Source organism: Cytobacillus citreus (assembly GCF_018343665.1).
GTDB lineage: Bacteria > Bacillota > Bacilli > Bacillales > Cytobacillaceae > Cytobacillus > Cytobacillus citreus.
Genome location: NZ_JAGYPM010000003.1, coordinates 897,686 through 917,445, shown reverse-complemented (window position 1 = coordinate 917,445; position 19,760 = coordinate 897,686). Strand labels below are relative to the sequence as shown.

Sequence of the window (19,760 nt, the reverse complement as noted above, 5' to 3'; positions counted from 1 at the left end):
AAAGGAAGGAGCTTCTTGATTAAGGTTAAATTATTTGACCAAGAGCATGAGAAGGATCTTGAGCTTGAAATGAACCGCTTTCTTGAAAGGATTGAGGAAAAAAAGCTTCTGGATATTAAATACAATGTAGCTGCAGTTCAAGAAGATGAAGATGAGCAGATTTATTGCTTTTCAGCCATGATCATTTATAGAGCCTGATACAATATCAGGCTCTAAATATTAGTTCTGACTTTTTGCAGTTAGTGCCGCATTCATGCCGGCAATTCTTCCAGTTACGAGTGCGGAAGTAATATTATATCCACCTGTATAGCCATGAATGTCAAGAATTTCTCCACAAAAGAATAATCCCTCCATTAGCTTTGATGCCATTGTCTTTGGATCGATTTCTTTTACAGAGACTCCTCCACCCGTTACGAAGGCCTTTTCTAAAGGCAGAGTACCATTTACTGTAAATTGAAATCCTTTACAGTTCTTTACAAAGGCTCTGATTTTTTCATTTGAAATATTGGCTCCTGGAGATAAAGGATCGATGCCGCTTTGTTCAAGCAAGAATAGGAGATACCTTTCTGGTAAAAATCCTTTTAATAAATTTTTTATGCTTTTTTTAGGTTCATTCTTGATTTCATTTAAAATTTCTTGATAAAGGGGCTCTTCTTTTTTTTCTGGGAGTGCGTCAATACTCATCATGACTTCTTTTATATCCCATTTTTTCATTGCCTTCACAACAAATTGGCTGCATCTTAATACAGCGGGTCCGCTAATGCCAAAATGAGTGAAAATCATATCCATTTTGTGAGTGATCAAGGCTTTCCCTTTTGGATTTAACACACTCAATGCAATACTGCGAAGTGACAATCCTTGCAATGATTTTTCTTTAATAAAAGGCTCTGCTGATGTGATGGGAACCTCAGTAGGGAATAATTCTGTTATGGTATGCCCAGCTTTTTTCGCCCAAGCATATCCATCTCCAGTAGAACCCGTATGGGGAACAGATTTTCCGCCAACGGCAATAACTACTGAGCTCGTTTCATAAATTTCTCCGCTTCTCAGTTCAACAGACTGAATGCTTTCATTTGAATAATGAACATCTTGAATAGGGCTGTTTATTTTTACATCTACCTTCAAATCCCTTAATCTAGAAAGTAAAGCATCAACAACGGATTGTGCTTTGTCTGTAACAGGAAACATGCGTCCGTGATCTTCTTCCTTAAGCTCAATTCCTAGATTTTCAAAAAACTTAATAATATCCTCATTGCTAAAAAGAGAAAAAGCACTGTATAGAAAGCGGCCATTTCCAGGTATATGCTTGATTATTTCATCAATCGGCAGCCTGTTCGTGACATTGCATCTGCCGCCCCCTGAAATGGCAAGCTTTCTTCCAAGCTTGTCCCCTTTATCAATAAGCAGCACTTTAGCTTTCTGTTCAGCCGCACCAATAGCAGCCATCAAACCAGAGGGACCGCCGCCAATAACAATTACATCGTATTTCATTTATTCACCAACTTATTTAGTCTAGTCTAATTATCGCAGATTAACGGGCAGTAAGACCCCCTGCTAACAAGGTTGCGAGAGAATCAAAGAAACCTAAGTGGGGGATCAACTGCCCGTAAAGGCCCGATTGGTTCAACTAACCATCAGTGGGGCATGAAAGCCGACTAAGAACGCCACGTCCTGTGGCAACGTCGGCACTAGCACGTCCTGTGCGTCGAAAAACCCCCACTGATGGAAGTTTCACTTTATGAATTATAAACGATTTGGAATTAGAATCATAACTTCACATAATAACTTGTTGGCAATCACATTAGAAGAAGAGTAAACTACAAATAGTGTGCTAAAATAGTTGAGGTATTTTAAAAAGTGGATTAATATTTCAAAAGAAGTTTAATATATATTTTTACTAGAAAATTTGTGGTGGTTTAATACGCACGTTGCGCTTTTCTAAAAAGGAAGGGATTCTATGTCATCTAAGCTTTTAAGGGGAACATTTATATTAACTTTAGGCACGATTATTTCAAAAATACTAGGATTGCTCTATGTCATTCCTTTTTACCATATTGTCGGAGATAAAGGGAATGCTCTTTATTCTTTCGCCTATGTTCCATATACGATTTTTATTAGTATTGCAACCGCAGGAATTCCGTTGGCGGTTTCTAAGTTTATATCAAAATATAATGCTTTAGAGGAGTATGCAGTCGGGAGAAAGCTTTTTAAATCAGGACTGATTATTATGATGTGTACTGGAGTCCTGTCATTTCTTGCGCTGTATTTTTTTGCTCCGGTTATAGCTGCAATGAGTACTTCATCTGAAGCGGGCACTAACGTTAAAGATGTAACTACTGTCATAAGGGCCGTCAGCTTCGCCCTTATTGTTGTCCCTTTCATGAGCCTAATTAGAGGGTTTTTCCAAGGGCATCAGTCAATGGGGCCGTCAGCTGTTTCTCAAGTTATTGAACAGATTGTTCGAATTACGTTCGTGTTAGCTGGTGCATTTGTTGTTTTGAATTTTATGAACGGAACGATTACACAAGCAGTAAGTGTAGCTACATTTGCAGCGTTTATTGGTGCTCTTGGTGGTTTAGCAAGTTTATTATGGTATTGGTATAAGCGTAAGTCCTATTTGGACGATTTGCTCTTATATGATAAAGGAACAATGGATATCTCTCTTAAGGATATGTACAAAGAGATTATCATCTATGCTGCACCTTTTGTGTTTGTAGGGATTGCGAATCCGCTTTTTCAATTAGTCGATCAATTTACCTTTATTCGAGCGATGCGGTCCATTGGTATTGATTATGATGTAGCCGAATCTGCCTATGCTGTGATAACGATGCAAACGCATAAGCTTGTTATTATCCCAGTTTCCTTGGCAACTGCATTTTCATTAACATTAGTTCCTTCAATTACAAAAGCATTTGTTGATCAAGACCGTTCCAGCTTGAATCGTCAATTAAATCAGACTATCCAAGTAGTATTATTTCTGACTCTTCCAGCTGTAGTAGGGCTTTCGATGCTGGCAGAGCCGATATTCACTTTGTTTTATGACCATAGCGAATTGGGGACAGAAGTATTAAGAACGTATGCGCCTGTTGCTATATTATTTGCCTTTTTCTTAGTAACAGCTGCGATTTTACAAGGGATTAATGAACAGCGTTTTACCGTATTGAGCTTACTTGTTGGTTTATTGTTAAAGCTAAGTCTAAATATCCCACTAATTAAGCTCATGGAAACAGAGGGTTCAATTATAGCAACGGCTGTTGGGTATACTGCTGCAATCTTAATTAATTTATTTGTTATTAAAACCTTTGCTAAATATCCATTCAGGCTTGTACTCAGAAGAGGGTTGTTGATTGTCTTAATTACACTGCTGATGTTTATCGGAACAGGTGCTACTTACAAAATTCTTACGCTGTTCTTATCACCTGCATCTGATTTCCAAGCATTACTCATTGTGATTATTTGTGCAGGAGTCGGTGCTGGAATCTATTTCTATTTCAGTTTCAAAACGAGACTTATTTATTTCTTATTTGGGGAAAAAGTTGACCGCGTATTGAAAAAGATGAAATTGAGATCCTAATCATTATTTAGTTTGAGGGAATCGTGCTTTCTATAAGGGAGGTAACAAATGTATGCGGATTGATAAAATGCTTGCCAATTTAGGATATGGAAGCAGGAAGGATGTTAAGAAGCTTTTAAAGGATGGAGTCGTTCAGGTTAATGAGCAAAAAGTGAAGGACGCTAAACACCATGTGAATCCAGAAAAAGATTTGGTTACGATTCATGGTGAAAAAGTAGAATACAAGGAATTTATTTATTTAATGATGAATAAACCACAGGGGGTTATTTCCGCTACAGAAGATATCGAGCATGAAACTGTTCTGGATTTATTGGAAGCGGGAGACCTTGTATTCTCTCCATTTCCAGTAGGGCGTCTTGATAAGGATACGGAAGGACTGCTCCTGTTAACGAATGATGGTCAGCTTGCTCATCGTCTCCTTTCTCCTAAAAAGCATGTGCCAAAGACGTATTTTGCTGTCATTAACAGTGAAGTCACAAAAGAAGATGTCGAAGCTTTTAAAAAGGGTGTTATATTGGATGATGGCTATTTAACGAAGCCTGGCGAATTAAAGATTATTAAATCAGATTTGACATCAGATATTGAGCTGACGATTACGGAAGGAAAATTTCATCAAGTTAAAAGAATGTTTGAAGCAGTTGGGAAGAGAGTTATTTATCTGCAAAGGATTTCTATGGGGGCTCTTCAGCTTGACGAATCTTTGGAACTTGGAGAATATAGAGAATTAACGGATGAGGAAATAAATAAATTAATTGAATATGAAGCAAAGTAAAAATCGCCTATAAAGGCGATTTTTTATATATATATTCATTAGGATGACATTTTCACTTTCTTTTTGGTTGTTGTCCATCTTCCTCGACTAGGGCTTTTCACTAGGTCGTTATAAACAAGAACATTTAAATCTCGTTGAATGGTGCGAGGAGTAATACCAAATTCCTCTACAAGTTCACCAGTTGTTACAGTTCCGCGCTTATTTATAAACATGTAGACGGATTTGATACGGTTTAACATCCGGTTAGTTGAATGTTTCAAAGAACCACTCCCTATCCTTTTTTCAAACCAATGGCAATTTCCTGCAACTGACAGCTTCGTTGAAGAAACAAGTTCTTCAAAGACATGTAGGTTTTCTTTTCCGCAGCCATCTCCTTTTCAAACTTAAGGTGATTATTTCCAAATATCATCCTATACCTACATTGTACCCTTATTATTTGATAATTTCTACTTTATTGGGAAATTTACAAAATCTTTATAAGTTTCCAGCCTTCCTTACCTACTTTCTAAATACTATGGTAACCGATGTTTATATTATGCTTGAATATTCGAAATATAAGGATGAAATTACCTGTATTCATTGTTTACCTTCTCTTTTATAATCAATGGAGGATTTATTATACATAGAGAGGGACAGGGGTTTATGCGGGAGGAATCATTAAGAGATCAATTAGTATTTCCGAAAGAAAATATATACTTTGCATTTGTTGTTTTATTAAGTATTTTAACCTACATTTATTTAGCCATTTCGATAGTAGGTATCATCATTATTTTAGCAATAATATTTCTTTCTGTTACGCTTCATGGAATAATGGTGGGCGGCATAAGACGAAATGGAGTAAGGGTAAGTGAAAATCAGTTTCCGGATCTATATGAAAAGGCTGTTTTGACTGCAAAGGATATGGGTCTAACAGTTATGCCAGATATTTATGTTATTGAATCAGAAGGCATGTTAAACGCATTTGCCACAAGATTTTTTCGAAATAATATGGTTGTTTTGTATTCGGGTATTGTTGAGTTAATCGAGAGGGAAGCAGAAAAAGAAGTATTGTTCGTCCTAGCTCATGAATTTGCCCATTTAAAAAGAAAGCACGTTATTATTAGTATATTGCTATTACCAGCTATGTGGATCCCTTTTCTAGGAAGTGCCTATTTAAGAGCATGTGAATATACTTGTGATCGATATGCTGCTTATTATATTCAATCAATAGATGCTGCAAAAGATGCTTTAACAATGCTTGCAATCGGAAAAGAATTATACCCTAAGGTCAATAAGCAGGCATATATGGAACAGCTGCAAACGGAACATGGATTTTTTGTCTGGTTGAATGAAAAGCTATCAACTCACCCTCATCTGCCAAAGAGAATATATGCACTGTCGAGATTTTTCTCTGAGGATTCCACGGTTGAACTTCATGAACCAAAAGGAAAGGTATGGATTGGTCTTTTTGGTGCCATGCTTTCAGTTGTTATTCTGTCTGCTGGAATATGGGGTGGATATAAAACTCTTAAAAAAATGGATTTCTGGGCGGAAATGGCGCTAGGCGTAGAAGGAGCTACGCCATTAATGAATGCTGCAAGTGAAAATGATGTAGAAACAATCCAGAAATTACTTGCAGACGGTGCCGATGTGAATGAATTGGATGAAGAGGGTTCGACAGCACTTCATTGGACTGTTTACAATGGAAATACGGAAGCGGCAAGTATTTTACTTGAAAATGGAGCCGATCCTAATACAGTCGATATATATGAATCTACACCTCTTATGAGCTCTGTATTTAATGATGACATTGAAATGGCTGAACTGCTTTTACAAAATGGTGCCGATCCAGCATTTGTGGATTCTGAAGGCTATACTGCCTACAAATATGCAGAAGAATACGGCAATGTAGACTTAATGGAAATACTTAAACCATAAAAAATGAACTGCTCTAGCTTTAGAGCAGTTCATTTTTTAATTTTATTAAAGATTTTAAAAGAAACCTTTTCCAATTTTTATCCGTAATATTAGCTAGGAGGAGAAGTCATGCAACTATTAAATGTAGATATTAAAGAAGCAGGCTATGAAAAAGATAATTCAGTCATACATAATATTCAGTTCAATGTCCGGGAGGGTGAGCTTATCGGGCTCATTGGACCGAACGGGGCAGGAAAAAGCACGACAATTAAAACGATACTTGGATTGCTGGAAAATATGAAGGGGGATGTAATATTTCAGCAAGAAGCCAAATATTCATATATTCCGGAAAGACCCATTTTCTATGATGAGCTGACTTTATGGGAGCATCTTGACTTTATTGCGGCAGTCGAGGGGATCCCTGATAAAGAATACCTTCAACAAGCAAAAGAATTACTAGGAAATTACAATCTAGCAGATCATGCACATGAATTTCCGGGTAAATATTCAAAAGGAATGCAGCAGAAAGCGATGCTCATTATGTCGATAATTACAAATCCTGATGTTTATATCATTGATGAACCATTCATAGGGCTGGATCCTAATGCGATGAAGCTCTTTCTAGAATCGATACAGAATGAACGAAGAAGAGGTGCTGGCATCCTTATGTCTACACATGTATTGGATACAGCAGAAAAGGTATGTGATCGCTTCTTAATTATCCATCAAGGAAAGCTCCAAGCAGCTGGAAAATTAGATGAAATTAGAGCTCAGTGCAATCTTCCAAATGGATCACTTTATGATTGCTTCCATTTGATTGCGGAAGGTAAAACAAATGAATAGTAGAAAGATATTTATGAACCGTTTGATAAGAGCGTGGAAATATCAATATGGAGTCATTCGATCAATAGCAGATTGGACAATCATTCTATACTTAATCATTCCATCTGCTGCCATCTTTATCATGATGTACCGAACGTGGTGGCAGGAGACGCCTGCTTGGATTGAATTTCTTCCCTTTTCTTTAATATTCTTCTCTATCTATTTATTTTCATGGAGCGGCCGTATTCGTACATATGTTCAGGAAGCTGATAAAGTTTTCCTTATAAAAAATGGGCCAATCTTTATTGGTATGAAGAAGTGGGGATATGCTTATTCACTGCTAGTTCAGTTTTTTAGTACAGGGGTCTCCATACTAATCTTGCTTCCATTCTTGAGAAACCACTATCTTCTAGATTGGCAGAAAATAATTACTTTGTTTTTTTATTTTTTCTCACTAAAAACAACCATTTTGCTTGTGAAATTTTATTTAAGAAGAATAGAAATAAAATTTAAAAAAATCGCAGCCGGAATTCTATTATTTATTGTATTTAGTTTGTTTAGCCAACTAATTTATTTACTATGGGAAAAAGATTTATTCATATTTATTTATATATGTGGTGCTATTCTGATGGCTGCATCCGTTTTTCAAAGCTTGAAGGCATTAAAAAAAATCTCTTCAATTGATCATGAAATTGCGATGGGTCTTGAAGACAAAATGAAGCACATTAATATAATTTTTAGCCTCTCTTATGATATAGAAAAACCTGCTGTTTCTAAAAGAACGAAGCCGTTGCTATTTCGCCGCTCGAAACGTATTTTTAAGAAACGAACAAAGGTGAATGGGCATACAGAACTATTTATTAAGATTTTTATCAGAAATTACTCATATATTTTCGGATTTATTCAAATTATCTCTGTAACGACAGCTGCAATGATCATTATTCCGCCACTGTGGATTAAGGCGACTATTTTCATAGGGTTTCTAATAATGATGCATTTCTGGCTTTCATTAATTTGGGATAAGATTACGGCATCAAATCCGATAAGCAATAAGTATAGAGAAATGCCTTCCTATTTTTCTGCAAGAAAAAGGGCTGTTACAACCTTATTTATCGCAGCAATCCTTATACTAAGCTTATTTATCACAGGTTGGTTTTTGCTTCTATCTTATTTTGGAGTCAGTATTGGTATGCTGGGGCGTTAATGTTCCAAATGATTAATAATTTTCTATAGGTTTTCATATTTAATTGCAAATTGATATAATTTTTCCTAGGAATACATATTTAAAATTCCATTAACGTAATCAGGAGGAAAAGCAGTGAGTACAATTAATTGGACACAGGAAGTTGAGAATAGAAAAGATGCATTGATCGAAGATACAAAAAAGCTTCTACAAATAAAAAGTGTATTAGATGAAGAAAATGCTACAGAGGATGCTCCACTTGGAAAAGGTGTTAAAGAAGCACTACACTTCATGCTGCAGATAGGAGAAAAAGACGGATTTATAGCAAAAAATGTAGGAAATCTTGCGGGGCATTTGGAGTTTGGACAAGGAGAAGAAATTGTAGGAATTCTTTGCCATGTCGATGTTGTCCCTGAAGGAGACGGATGGTCCAGTGATCCCTTTGGTGCTGAAATTCGTGATGGGAAAATATATGCAAGAGGGGCGATTGATGACAAGGGCCCAACCATGACAGCTTATTATGCGATGAAAATTATTAAGGAGCTTGGTCTGCCCCTTAATAAACGCGTCCGCATGATTATTGGAACGGATGAAGAAAGCGATTGGCGCTGTGTAGATCATTATTTCAAGCACGAAGAAATGCCAGCTATGGGATTTGCTCCAGATGCTGATTTTCCGATTATTTATGCTGAAAAAGGAATTTCTGATTTTGATATTGTTCAAAAGGCTGACAGCTTAAATGAAGATGAAGAATCTCAAGTAGAAGTCATTTCATTCCATTCAGGACGTAGATATAATATGGTTCCAGACTTTGCTAAGGCCATATTAGTTGTTCAATATGAACACACAGAGGTCATTCAAAAATATGCAGATTTCCTAAAATTGCATGATTTAAAAGGGAAGTATTACATCGAAAATGGTGATTTAATTCTTGAGGCTGAGGGTATTTCCGCACATGGAATGGAACCTAATAATGGGAAAAATGCTGGTTTATATATGGCAGAATTTTTATCAACATTGAATATAGACGCGAAAGCACAGCATTATTTTCAATTTACTGCCGATTCTTTCAGAGAAGATTCAAGAGGCAAGAAGCTGGGGATTGCTTATTCTGATGATATTACGGGAGATTTAACGATCAATGTCGGGAAGTTATCCTACACAAAGCAAGAAGGGGGCAGACTTTGCCTGAATCTTCGCTATCCTGTTACAAGCAAAATGGAAGAGACAAAAGAAAAGCTTGAAGTTTTACTGCAAAAGGAAAGCTTTATCATTGAAAATTTCTCTGACTCGAAGCCGCATCACGTGGACGAGAATGACTTTTTAATTCAGACCTTAAAGAAAGTATACGAAGAACAAACAGGTGAAAAAGCTGAACTGATTTCAATTGGCGGAGGAACTTACGCTCGTTCATTGCAATCAGGAGTAGCATTTGGACCATTATTTCCTGGCAGAGAGGACATCGCTCATCAAAAGGATGAATATATGTATATTGAAGATATGCTAAAAGCGACGGCAATTTATGCTCAAGCAATTTTTGAACTTGCAAAATAATATGAAAATTTGTTAAGATTGCTCCGAAGTTATTTTCTAAAAATGAGATATCACAATGAGGAGATGCATGTGGAAATGGAATATGTGATCGTAAATGGGGAATTCATCGAACGGTCAAAAGTAAAGATTGATATGGAAGACCGCGGCTATCAATTTGGAGATGGAGTTTATGAAGTTATCCGAGTTTATAACGGAAAAATGTTCACTGCAAATGAGCATCTTAATCGTCTAATTGATAGCGGCAAGAAAATCAAAATGGATATTCCATATACTGTTGAAGAAATGAAGGAAATGTTAAACAAGCTAATCCAAAAAAATAATCTCGATCTTGGCACCATTTACATGCAAATTACTCGAGGAGCTGCACCTCGAAATCATGTATTCCCAGGAGATCATGTTCTTCCAACCTTTGTAGCAAATACGAAGGAAGCAGTAAGACCGATAGAAATCATGAAATCGGGTGTAAAAACAATTTTAAACGAAGACATTCGTTGGCTTCTTTGTGATATTAAGAGCTTGAACCTGCTAGGAAATTTAATGGCGAAGCAAAAGGCTGTTGAAGCAGGCTGCTTCGAGGCAATTCAGCATCGTAATGGAACAGTAACAGAAGGAAGTCTATCGAATGTACTGATTGTGAAAGACGGCAAGGTTATCACTCATCCAGCTGATAATCTAATCCTTAATGGAATTACAAGACAGAAAGTATTAGAAATTTGCCGAAATAATGATATGTCTTATGAAGAAACGGCCTTCACTCTAGATGACCTAAATGCAGCAGATGAAGTGTTTGTCTCTGGTACGACTACAGAAGTAACTCCTGTTAGTGAAATAGAAGGAAATAAAGTAGGCGATGGCACACCAGGGCCTATTACGAAAAAGCTTCAGGAGCTTTTTGAGAAGGAAATTGAGAAAGAATGCGGCCATTTAAGTGTAGAAGCTTAACTTTAAAGTAAAAAAATAATGATTTAGTAAAAAAGCAAGCTAACATCATTTTTGATGCTTAGGCTTGCTTTTTTTGAACCTCAGCTAAGGTAGAACATGGCTTTTTTATTTGCTAAAATAAGTTAATATGTCACTCACTTACTTAATGGAGGGCTAAAATGGATAAAAAGACTCATTTTTTCTTTGCGATCAGTTTACCAATTGAAACAAAGCTAAAGTTAAAGGAAGTATGTTCGATAATAAAAGAGAATCTTCCGTTTCAGCGTTGGGTTCATTTTGAAGATTTTCATATTACCTTGGCATTTCTAGGAGCGGCTGAGGAGGATATGCTGCGTAAAGCACAAATCCTTGTTCAAGAAAGATTAAAAGAACAGAAGCCTTTTTCATTACATATAAATCAGCTTGGAGTGTTCGGAAGAGGAGATGCGCCTAGAATATTTTGGGCAGATACTTTAAAAGAGGAAAGATTAACAGAAATACATAATATTGTATATCAGGCATGTGTCAATGCAGGCTTTAAATTAGAAACTAGACCATTCAAACCTCATATCACATTAGCGAGAAAATGGGCAGGCAGCTCTTCTTTTCACACAAGTCTATTAGGGGAAAACAATCCTTTTCATCCTTCACCTCTAACTTTTAAGGCAAGTGAGGTAGTCTTATATCAGACTCATTTAGATCAAATTCCTAAATATGAAAGAACAGCAATCTTTCCGTTGCTGGACGAATAAACTTATCATACAATAATCTTACAGTTCAGTGAATATTCTATATTTTTTAATTATATTTAGAAAATTTAGGGTAAACTCTGAACAAACAAGGCAGGCAAATAGAAATGGGACAATTAATTAAAATACAGGATTATGTTTCACGTTATGAACAGAATATTTATTTATACCCTTCGCGCTATGTCAGATTGAAAAAACAGCAATGGGGAAAATTGAAATCTGCATGGGAAAATAACGATCCCAGTTTTTTTATGGATCAATATCAAGCAAATCAAGATACAACTGACTGGTTTATAGAAGAAAAACAGCCCTTTATGAACAAATTAAAGGGTTTTCTAAAAATAGGAAAAAATGAAATAGATGAAGAAGAAATGATTTTAGAAGAACCCGAAAAATCGGAGGATGAAGAAGATGATGAGGAAGTAAATTTTGATTTCAAAACAAACTTTACTTATCGGCCGGATTCGATTGAAGAATTAAAGCATCAGTTTCTTGATCAGCTCTTCAGCTTTCAAATGAAATGGGCCAGCTCAACATTAACGGAAAAATCATTCGTCGAAAGAAAATACTATTATGATGAAAGGCTCAAATATTTTCTTCAAAGATTTCCGGATACTTATCTTGTTCTATATTTTCCACTTTTTTTATTAAAAAAAGCTCCTGTAGAAGTAGAAACAATTATCTTGGGTCCAACTGGTGTTTGGTGCATCAGTTTTCTTGAGAGTGAGGATCTTGCCGTTTTTATTGGCTCTAAAGAGAGATTCTGGCTGAAGCGCGGAAAAGGTAAGGAGAAAAAAGTCTTGAATCCATTACCCGCCTTAAATCGAACGGGGAAAATTGTTCAGCAAATCTTTCAAATGAATGAAATAGATCTGCCTATTCACAAAATAGTCTTATCCAGAAACGGATATATTGATTATCCGGCATTACCATTTGATGTCCAGCTTATAGAAAAACGAAACTATGAAGAATGGTTTAATAGTATGAGAAATCTTAGTTCACCATTAAAACACAACCAACTCAAAGGGGCTCAAGCTTTACTTCAATTTTGCCAAACAACATCAATTAGAAGGCTTGAATGGGAACTGCCAGATGAAGATTAATATTTTTGAAGGTTGATCCTATGAATAATATTTATTTTATCATTAACCCACAAGCAAAAAATGGCTATTGTCAAAAGGTATGGAGCCAATTAGAAAAAATATTAATGGAACAAAAAATTTCTTATATGGCTTTTTTTACAGAATACAGTGGGCACGCCGAGGAAATTTCACAAACCATTGCTGCAAAAGCAGAAGGAAATAGGGCTACGATCATTGCAGTTGGTGGTGATGGTACGCTGCATGAGGTCTTGAATGGGGCTGCATTATTTAGCAATGTTCAAGTAGCTTTTATTCCATGCGGATCAGGTAATGACTTTTCAAGAGGATTTGGTATTCCCAAAAAACCATCTCAAGCCCTCTTTTCACTATTAAAGGAACTAGATCAACACAATCCGTTATTTGTTGATACAGGGAAGATAGTAACAAAAGACAATAAAGATATATATTTTATTAATAATATGGGGGCAGGGTTTGATGCGCTTATTTCTAGAGAAGTGAATCGTTCAAGAATTAAGCGGCTTTTAAACCGCTTTTCTCTCGGAAAATTTGTTTATGTATATTTTTTATTAAAAAATATGTTTACGTATAAACCAGTTTCGATGGATATAAAGATTGATGGAAGAAAATATTCCTTTGATTCTGCCTGGTTTGTAACTGTGTCCAATCAGCCTTTTTATGGTGGAGGAATGAAAATCTCTCCAGATGCATCTCCTTTTGATGGATTATTAAACATTACAGTTGTCCACGATTTATCAAGAATCAAGCTATTATTTGTTTCTATCACTGTATTTTGGGGTGGACATACTAAGTTTAAGGAAGTAACAGCATTAACTGGCAGAAGCATTAAAATACATTCTTCCGGTGCGCTATTTGCTCATGCAGATGGGGAAGATATCGGCTATACCCCATTAGAGGTTTCGGCGTGCCATAAAGCACTTCCTGTCATATTAGACGGTAACTTGAAAGAAGAGGAGGTAAACATGAATGATTTCTATTAATCGTAAATTCTTTGCATATTTAGATGAGATGAACATCATGACTGTTTTACTTCCTTATGACTATCACGGTGGAAATTCTGCTTTTTTTTCCTTAATAGATGAACATAATCAAGTCATTTCTGAGGTAAAAATACTTAATCGAACAGCTATAGAAGATTCGATGAAATATGTTTGCAAGATCGAAAGGAAACCTATTATTGGCGAGCAGTATTTGGTGTTAGATGAATTTGGCGGAAGAACCGATTTACAAATAGGTGCAGTTATTCGAACACCCGCTTTCGATGAAGCATTTTATTATGAAGGAGCTCTTGGCTGTTCTTATACAAATCAAGGAACTAGCTTTACAGTTTGGGCACCTACTGCAACAAGTGTAAAGCTTAAATTGATGCCTGAAAAAGAAACTACGCATGAAACCGTTGAGATGGAAAGAAAAGAAAATGGCATTTGGTGCACATACGTCAATCGAGACTTGGAAAAATACCGCTATTCTTTTCTCGTTTGTATAAACCTAGAATGGCGGGAGGCAGTGGATCCATATGCCTTTTCTGTTAGTGTCAATGGCGAATATGGCATCATCGTCGATTTACTAAAAACGAAAATGGCAAAACCTCCTCTTCCCCCTCTTGAAAACCCAACAGATGCAATTATCTACGAAACCCATGTTAGAGATTTTACCATTCATCCAAACAGCGGTGTGACAAAAAAAGGGACATATCTTGGTGCAGGAGAATTGAATACGACAGATAAAGAGGGAGCTCCAACCGGATTATTATATGTTAAGAAACTTGGTGCGACCCATATTGAATTTCTCCCACTTCAGGATTTTGAAGGTATTGATGAAAGGGGATTGAATCAGGAATATAACTGGGGTTATAATCCTCTGCACTTTAATGCTCCAGAAGGGAGCTATTCTACCGACCCAGTTAATCCATATGCCAGAATTCGGGAATTGAAAGCAATGATTAATGCTGTCCATTCACAAGGATTAAGAGTCATCATGGATGTTGTTTATAATCATGTCTATATACGAGAAAATTCTTCATTTGAAAAAATTGTACCTGGCTATTACTTTCGCCATGATGAGTTTGGAATGCCTTCAAATGGAACAGGTGTTGGGAATGATTTTGCTTCAGAACGATTAATGGCAAGAAAATTTATTTTAGATTCGGTTAAGTTTTGGCTTGAGGAGTATCAAATAGATGGATTTCGCTTCGATTTAATGGGTATCCTGGACATCGAGACAATGAATAAAGTTCGTGAGGCGGTTGATTCAGTAGATCGAACAGCCATTATTATTGGTGAAGGATGGGATTTGAATACACCAATTCAGAAGAATCAAAAGGCGAATATCAGCAATCAGGAGCAGCTGCCGAAAATCGGCCATTTTAATGATTGGTTTAGGGATACGATAAAAGGAAGTACATTTAATTTATATGATAAGGGATATGCTCTTGGGAATGAACATTATTATGAGGCAGCCAAGCAGGTTCTTACGGGCAGCATCGGGTTAGAAAAGAAAGAAAGAGGGCTCTTTCTATCACCAGTCCAATCAGTGAACTACGTGGAGTCACATGATAACCATACATTATGGGATAAATTAAATGTTTGTTCATCTACGAAGGAAGAAAATATAAAGAAGCGGCAGCATTGTCTAGCTACAGTGATGGTATTGCTTGCACAAGGAATTCCATTTTTGCATAGCGGCCAAGAGTTTTTCCGGACAAAAGAAGGAGTTGGCAATAGTTACCTGGCATCTGATGAAATAAACCGTTTAGATTGGGATCGAAAAGCTCGATATTCTGAGAATGTCAATTATATAAAAGGAATAATTAGGATAAGAAAGGCACATAAAGCTTTTCGGTTTTCCACTTCTGAACAAATAAGAAAGCATTTAAGGTTTCTCTCCTCTGATAAGCCTGTTATTTGTTATATTATTGAAGATGTAAGAAGTTTTGGTCCCTGGAATCGGATTATGGTATTATTTAATCCTACCCAAAATAAACAAACTGTCATGATTCCTGAGGGAAATTGGGAGGTACTTGCAGATGATCAGAAAGCGGGAACGTCACCAATTAAGTATGTTTATGAATATTCCCTTTTACTCATGCCAATTTCCTCGTATGTTTTAGTATGTAAATAATTTTTAATACTTCAATAGATTCGATCAAAATATACGTTCATATAAAAAGAGAATTCACGAATCTGTTTTAATAACCAAAATAAATAAGCTTGACGAAAAAAGCTAGTAAGAGATAAAATTTATATTGATAGCTATTGTGAGGAATTTTCAATAGCTTTTTTCATTTATTAATAAAAATGAAAGTAAAGAGGCAAGGGATATCAAAAGATAACCTTGCGATTCATTATTAGAATACATCATATTTTTGGTGGGCTTTTCATTGAGTCCGCCTTCTGTTTCCATTTGGCGTACTCACGCTACCACATTTTATAAACTGTAATTATAGGCGAAGTAACTATCATCATCTGGTAGTTCGAGCAGGGAAAATCTCTGCTTACTATGAATGCAGTTGGTAGCCTTTATGTTTATCATCACGAGGAGAGTGTACGCTTTTATAATAGCTGTTAGCATAAATGGCTTACTAAATTGCAGGTGAACAATTTTGAAACATTTATTAGGACAAGAATGGGAAATCGTTCCTGCTGGTGGTGCGACTGGAGAGGCTTTTTTTGCAAAGCACGAAGAGCAAAAATTATTCCTAAAAAGGAACTCGTCTCCTTTTCTTGCAGTGTTATCTGCAGAGGGAATAGTTCCTAAGCTTGTTTGGACAAAAAGACTAGAAAACGGTGACGTCATAACTGCCCAGCAATGGCTTAATGGGAGAGAACTGAATCATACGGAAATGAATAATGTACGTGTGGCAAAGTTGCTCAAGAAAATCCATAGTTCAAAGCCTTTGCTTGGCATGCTTAAGAGATTGGGAAAATCGCCGCTTTCCCCTGAAATGCTGCTTCGCATCATTGAAGAGCAACTTGATGGGGATCTAAAGCAGGATAAGACAGTGATTCATTCTATTGAATTTCTTAGAAAAGAGATATTGAATATACGCTGTGATGAAAAAACCGTATGCCATTGTGATGTTAATCATAACAACTGGCTGCTCACTGAAAACAATCAGCTGTACTTAATTGACTGGGATGGGGCAATTATTGGAGATCCAGCCATCGATCTTGGAAGTATTTTATATTGGTATATTCCAAAAAATGAGTGGTCTGATTGGGTTGAGCGATATGGACGAACACTTACCAAAGATTTAATTCTTAGGATGAAATGGTATGTAATTGCTCTAACATTAAATTCAATACAATGGCATAAAAATAAGCTTCGTTTTCAGGAAATGAAAAAATTGCTTGGATTTTTAAATGAAATTCATGATCATTAAGTGAACTGATTAATATCACTTACCCATTGTGAAAGGTTATTCTGATGGGATTCAATGTGATTATCCAAATGAACAGAATTGATACCATGTTGACTGTATTTATATATTTCTTCTAATGCTGATTGTGCATGTTCATCCAGGTTTGGATGAACCATTAATGATTTAACTAACCGTTTCAATTGTTCACATTCTGAAACTGATCCACAACAATCCATTTGATGGTTGTTTAATATATCTTTTAATAAGTTTAATTTATCTTGATGACTAATTGGCATTATAGAGGTGCCACCTTTCTCCTTTTTAATAAGGCAGAAGCAAAAAAGGAATTCATATCTAGGTTGTGAATTCCTTTTTTCATTTATGCATGACCTATGCTTACAAATAAAATAATAAGATTTAATCCTTGAAAATAAGCGCTTCAGCTTATACTTTGGCAGCTTCAAAGCTGCACGACAAAATGTGTTTACTTTTAGAAGAAATACGTAGGGGTATTACCGCATTTCATAGTTGCCATCTATAGTATTTGCATGATATTGTTTGAACTGATATTAATTTTTAGGAGTGTCAAGCATGCGACAACGGAATAAGCCATGGGCTAAGGAAAAACTTGCCGACTACCCGCAATATGTAATAGCTTCACCTGATCGATTTAAAGGGAAATGGCATGATGTTTTTGAGAAGAAGCAACCCCTTCATATAGAGATAGGAACAGGTAAAGGCCGCTTTTTAACAGGTATGGCAAAAGCTAATCCTGATATTAATTATATAGCCATTGAATTACAGGACAGTATTATTGTAACGGCACTTGAAAAGATTATTGAGGAAGAAATCCCCAATATTAAATTGATGAATGTTAATGCAGAAGAGTTACGAGAGTTTTTTGAAAAAGGGGAAGTAGATCGAATTTATTTAAACTTCTCTGATCCTTGGCCAAAAACTCGCCATGCAAAGAGGAGATTAACTTTTAAGCATTTCTTGAATATATATGAGGATATTCTTATCGATAATGGGGAAATACATTTTAAGACCGATAATCAAGGTTTATTTGAATTTTCTCTTATGAGTTTTTCTGAATATGGAATGCTGCTAAAATATGTGAGTTTAGATCTTCATAATAGTGATTTTGAAGGAAATATTATGACTGAGTATGAAGAGAAGTTTTCAAACAAGGGCAATCGCATTTATCGCTGTGAGGTTCAGTTTATATAAGTGACAGCCTGAAACGCTCGCTTTCTTCGTTACTTACCTTCCGCGGTGCTCATTACCCATCCATGGTAACTCCGCTCCTCGTAAGGCTTCGTGCCTCGAAAGACAAGTGTTTTCAATCAGCCTAAAAAGTAATGAATAAAACTTTGTCTACACTCTGGAACGCATTATGTTTAATGCGTTTTTTTGTTATGCTTTAATTTTATTTCCTAATATAAATACGTTTAAAAAGTGCTTTTCTTATTTTGGATAATACACTATGCTATAATCGGAATAGAAACTGAATATTCGTTATATTGAAATTACAGGAGGTTTGTACAATGGATAAGGATGTAATATTTCAAGAGCATTCAGGTACAGGCTGGGTCATATTAAATCGTCCTAGAGCATTAAATGCATTATCACTGCAAATGGTAACGGATATTTATAACAAACTAAAAGAATGGTCAGAAAACGAAAGCATTGCGCTTGTTTGCATTAAAAGCCAAATTGAAAAGGCTTTTTGTTCTGGCGGGGATATTCGTTCCATTTGTGAGATGGCTAAAATAAATAAGTCGAGCACATTTTTTAAGGAGTATTTTTCAACAGAATACAAGATGGATTTACTCGTTCATGAATACCCTAAGCCAATTCTTGCTTTTATGGAGGGGGTTGTTATGGGCGGTGGTGTCGGCCTTTCAATAGGAGCTAAATTTAGAATTATGACGGAAAGAACAAAATGGGCCATGCCTGAAATGAATATTGGTTTTTTTCCTGATGTGGGTGCGAGTTATTTTCTCAATCAAATGCCTGGAAAGGTTGGTACATATCTAGCTTTGACTGCTAAGGTCTTGACTGCAGGAGATATCCTTTACACAAATGCAGCGAATTATTATCTAATGAGTTCGGACTTACATAAAGTGGAGGATTTTATAAGAAGCTTCAGTTGGAGAAAAGGGACAGTAGAAGAACCTCTCACTTCTTTTTTAGAAAGTATTTGTATGAAACAGGAGCAGGTATCCATTTCACTAGATGAAAAGAGGATTAATCAACATTTTCAATACAAATCTATGGAAGAGATTATCGAATCTTTAGATGAGGCTACAGAGAATGGTGATAAATGGGCGGAAGAAACAAGAAGTTTACTGTTGCAGAAATCCCCGACTTCTCTAAAAGTCACATTAGAATTAATGCAAAGAGGAATAGAGTACACTTTGGAAGAGAGCTATGAAACGGATGTAATACTTGCTCAAAACTTTTTACATACAAATGATTTCCATGAGGGAGTAAGAGCTGTATTAGTAGATAAAGACCATTCCCCTAAGTGGAATCCTGATTCATTGAATAATGTAAGCAATGAATATGTTAATAGCTTTTTTTTATTTTGATCAGGATGATGGGGAAATGTAATTGATATTTTTTTCAAATTGGCTGTGTTAATGCTTAGTGTTGAAAATGATATTTTGTTGTTGATTCTCGCTGCAGGCGCGAGATCCTCGAAAATGCATTCGCATTTTCTTCGTGCGGTGAGTATTCGGGGAAGATTATTCAACGTCCTGCGGGAGAAGCGAGTCAAAGGGAGACCCCGCAGGAGCGATAGTG

Annotated in this window: 18 protein-coding genes; 15 read left to right on the top strand and 3 right to left on the bottom strand. The window is 36.1% G+C overall.

Translation table 11 applies throughout. The features are described from left to right. Nucleotides 1-15: 15 nt before the first annotated feature. Nucleotides 16-198 (top strand): sporulation protein Cse60, encoded by a 183-nt coding sequence (locus KHA94_RS16005; protein ID WP_213103115.1) that lies wholly within the window; start codon nt 16-18, stop codon nt 196-198. A gap of 21 nt (nt 199-219) precedes the next feature. On the opposite strand, the gene KHA94_RS16000 is transcribed toward KHA94_RS16005, so the two are convergent. Beyond that, nucleotides 220-1,491 carry a BaiN/RdsA family NAD(P)/FAD-dependent oxidoreductase gene (locus KHA94_RS16000; protein WP_213103114.1) on the bottom strand — a complete coding sequence of 424 codons (1,272 nt, stop codon included), beginning with the start codon at nt 1,489-1,491 and terminating at the stop codon, nt 220-222. 466 nt (nt 1,492-1,957) lie between these two features. On the opposite strand from KHA94_RS16000, the gene KHA94_RS15995 reads away from it, so the two are divergent. After that, nucleotides 1,958-3,574, top strand: coding sequence for a putative polysaccharide biosynthesis protein (locus KHA94_RS15995; RefSeq protein WP_213103113.1), 1,617 nt, complete (start codon nt 1,958-1,960; stop codon nt 3,572-3,574). A gap of 52 nt (nt 3,575-3,626) precedes the next feature. Further along, nucleotides 3,627-4,346: a pseudouridine synthase gene (locus tag KHA94_RS15990; RefSeq protein WP_213103112.1), complete on the top strand. Its 720-nt coding sequence runs from the start codon at nt 3,627-3,629 to the stop codon at nt 4,344-4,346. A 38-nt stretch (nt 4,347-4,384) separates the two neighbouring features. On the opposite strand, the gene KHA94_RS15985 is transcribed toward KHA94_RS15990, so the two are convergent. Next, a complete protein-coding gene (locus tag KHA94_RS15985) occupies nt 4,385-4,606 on the bottom strand; it encodes a DeoR family transcriptional regulator (protein WP_057772355.1) in 222 nt (73 codons plus the stop codon). Nucleotides 4,607-4,988: 382 nt separating this feature from the next. Here KHA94_RS15985 and KHA94_RS15980 point away from each other — a divergent pair, with 382 nt between their 5' ends. From KHA94_RS15980 to KHA94_RS15935, 10 genes are all read left to right on the top strand, one after another. Beyond that, nucleotides 4,989-6,263, top strand: coding sequence for a M48 family metallopeptidase (locus KHA94_RS15980; RefSeq protein WP_213103111.1), 1,275 nt, complete (start codon nt 4,989-4,991; stop codon nt 6,261-6,263). A gap of 108 nt (nt 6,264-6,371) precedes the next feature. Further along, entirely contained in the window at nt 6,372-7,085 is a 714-nt protein-coding gene (locus KHA94_RS15975) for an ABC transporter ATP-binding protein (RefSeq protein WP_213103110.1), read from the top strand. Further along, complete coding sequence (locus KHA94_RS15970; protein WP_213103109.1) at nt 7,078-8,268, top strand: ABC transporter permease; 1,191 nt, start codon at nt 7,078-7,080, stop codon at nt 8,266-8,268. The genes KHA94_RS15975 and KHA94_RS15970 overlap by 8 nt, the downstream gene beginning before the upstream one ends. 114 nt (nt 8,269-8,382) lie before the next feature. Then, on the top strand, nt 8,383-9,801 hold the full coding sequence (gene pepV, locus KHA94_RS15965) for a dipeptidase PepV (RefSeq protein ID WP_213103108.1): 1,419 nt from the start codon (nt 8,383-8,385) through the stop codon (nt 9,799-9,801). A 75-nt stretch (nt 9,802-9,876) separates the two neighbouring features. Next, complete coding sequence (gene dat / locus KHA94_RS15960) at nt 9,877-10,743, top strand: D-amino-acid transaminase (protein ID WP_213103273.1); 867 nt, start codon at nt 9,877-9,879, stop codon at nt 10,741-10,743. A gap of 158 nt (nt 10,744-10,901) precedes the next feature. Further along, nucleotides 10,902-11,474, top strand: a complete 573-nt coding sequence (thpR, locus tag KHA94_RS15955; protein WP_213103107.1) for an RNA 2',3'-cyclic phosphodiesterase — start codon at nt 10,902-10,904, stop codon at nt 11,472-11,474. 104 nt (nt 11,475-11,578) lie between these two features. Beyond that, on the top strand, nt 11,579-12,574 hold the full coding sequence (locus KHA94_RS15950; RefSeq protein WP_213103106.1) for a nuclease-related domain-containing protein: 996 nt from the start codon (nt 11,579-11,581) through the stop codon (nt 12,572-12,574). A gap of 20 nt (nt 12,575-12,594) precedes the next feature. Beyond that, entirely contained in the window at nt 12,595-13,572 is a 978-nt protein-coding gene (locus KHA94_RS15945; protein WP_213103105.1) for a diacylglycerol/lipid kinase family protein, read from the top strand. Beyond that, the gene (pulA, locus tag KHA94_RS15940; protein WP_213103104.1) at nt 13,559-15,712 is read left to right on the top strand and encodes a type I pullulanase; all 2,154 of its coding nucleotides are present in this window, start codon (nt 13,559-13,561) and stop codon (nt 15,710-15,712) included. The genes KHA94_RS15945 and pulA overlap by 14 nt, the downstream gene beginning before the upstream one ends. Nucleotides 15,713-16,193: 481 nt before the next feature. Then, nucleotides 16,194-16,973 (top strand): phosphotransferase family protein, encoded by a 780-nt coding sequence (locus tag KHA94_RS15935; RefSeq protein ID WP_213103103.1) that lies wholly within the window; start codon nt 16,194-16,196, stop codon nt 16,971-16,973. On the opposite strand, the gene KHA94_RS15930 is transcribed toward KHA94_RS15935, so the two are convergent. Continuing rightward, the gene (locus KHA94_RS15930) at nt 16,970-17,248 is read right to left on the bottom strand and encodes a YtzH-like family protein (RefSeq protein ID WP_213103102.1); all 279 of its coding nucleotides are present in this window, start codon (nt 17,246-17,248) and stop codon (nt 16,970-16,972) included. The two genes, KHA94_RS15935 and KHA94_RS15930, sit on opposite strands and share 4 nt — an antisense overlap. Before the next feature lie 295 nt (nt 17,249-17,543). On the opposite strand from KHA94_RS15930, the gene trmB reads away from it, so the two are divergent. Both trmB and KHA94_RS15920 read left to right on the top strand, forming a co-directional pair. Further along, complete coding sequence (trmB, locus tag KHA94_RS15925; RefSeq protein WP_213103101.1) at nt 17,544-18,182, top strand: tRNA (guanosine(46)-N7)-methyltransferase TrmB; 639 nt, start codon at nt 17,544-17,546, stop codon at nt 18,180-18,182. Between the two features lie 317 nt (nt 18,183-18,499). Next, on the top strand, nt 18,500-19,546 hold the full coding sequence (locus KHA94_RS15920) for an enoyl-CoA hydratase/isomerase family protein (RefSeq protein WP_213103100.1): 1,047 nt from the start codon (nt 18,500-18,502) through the stop codon (nt 19,544-19,546). Nucleotides 19,547-19,760: the final 214 nt, after the last annotated feature.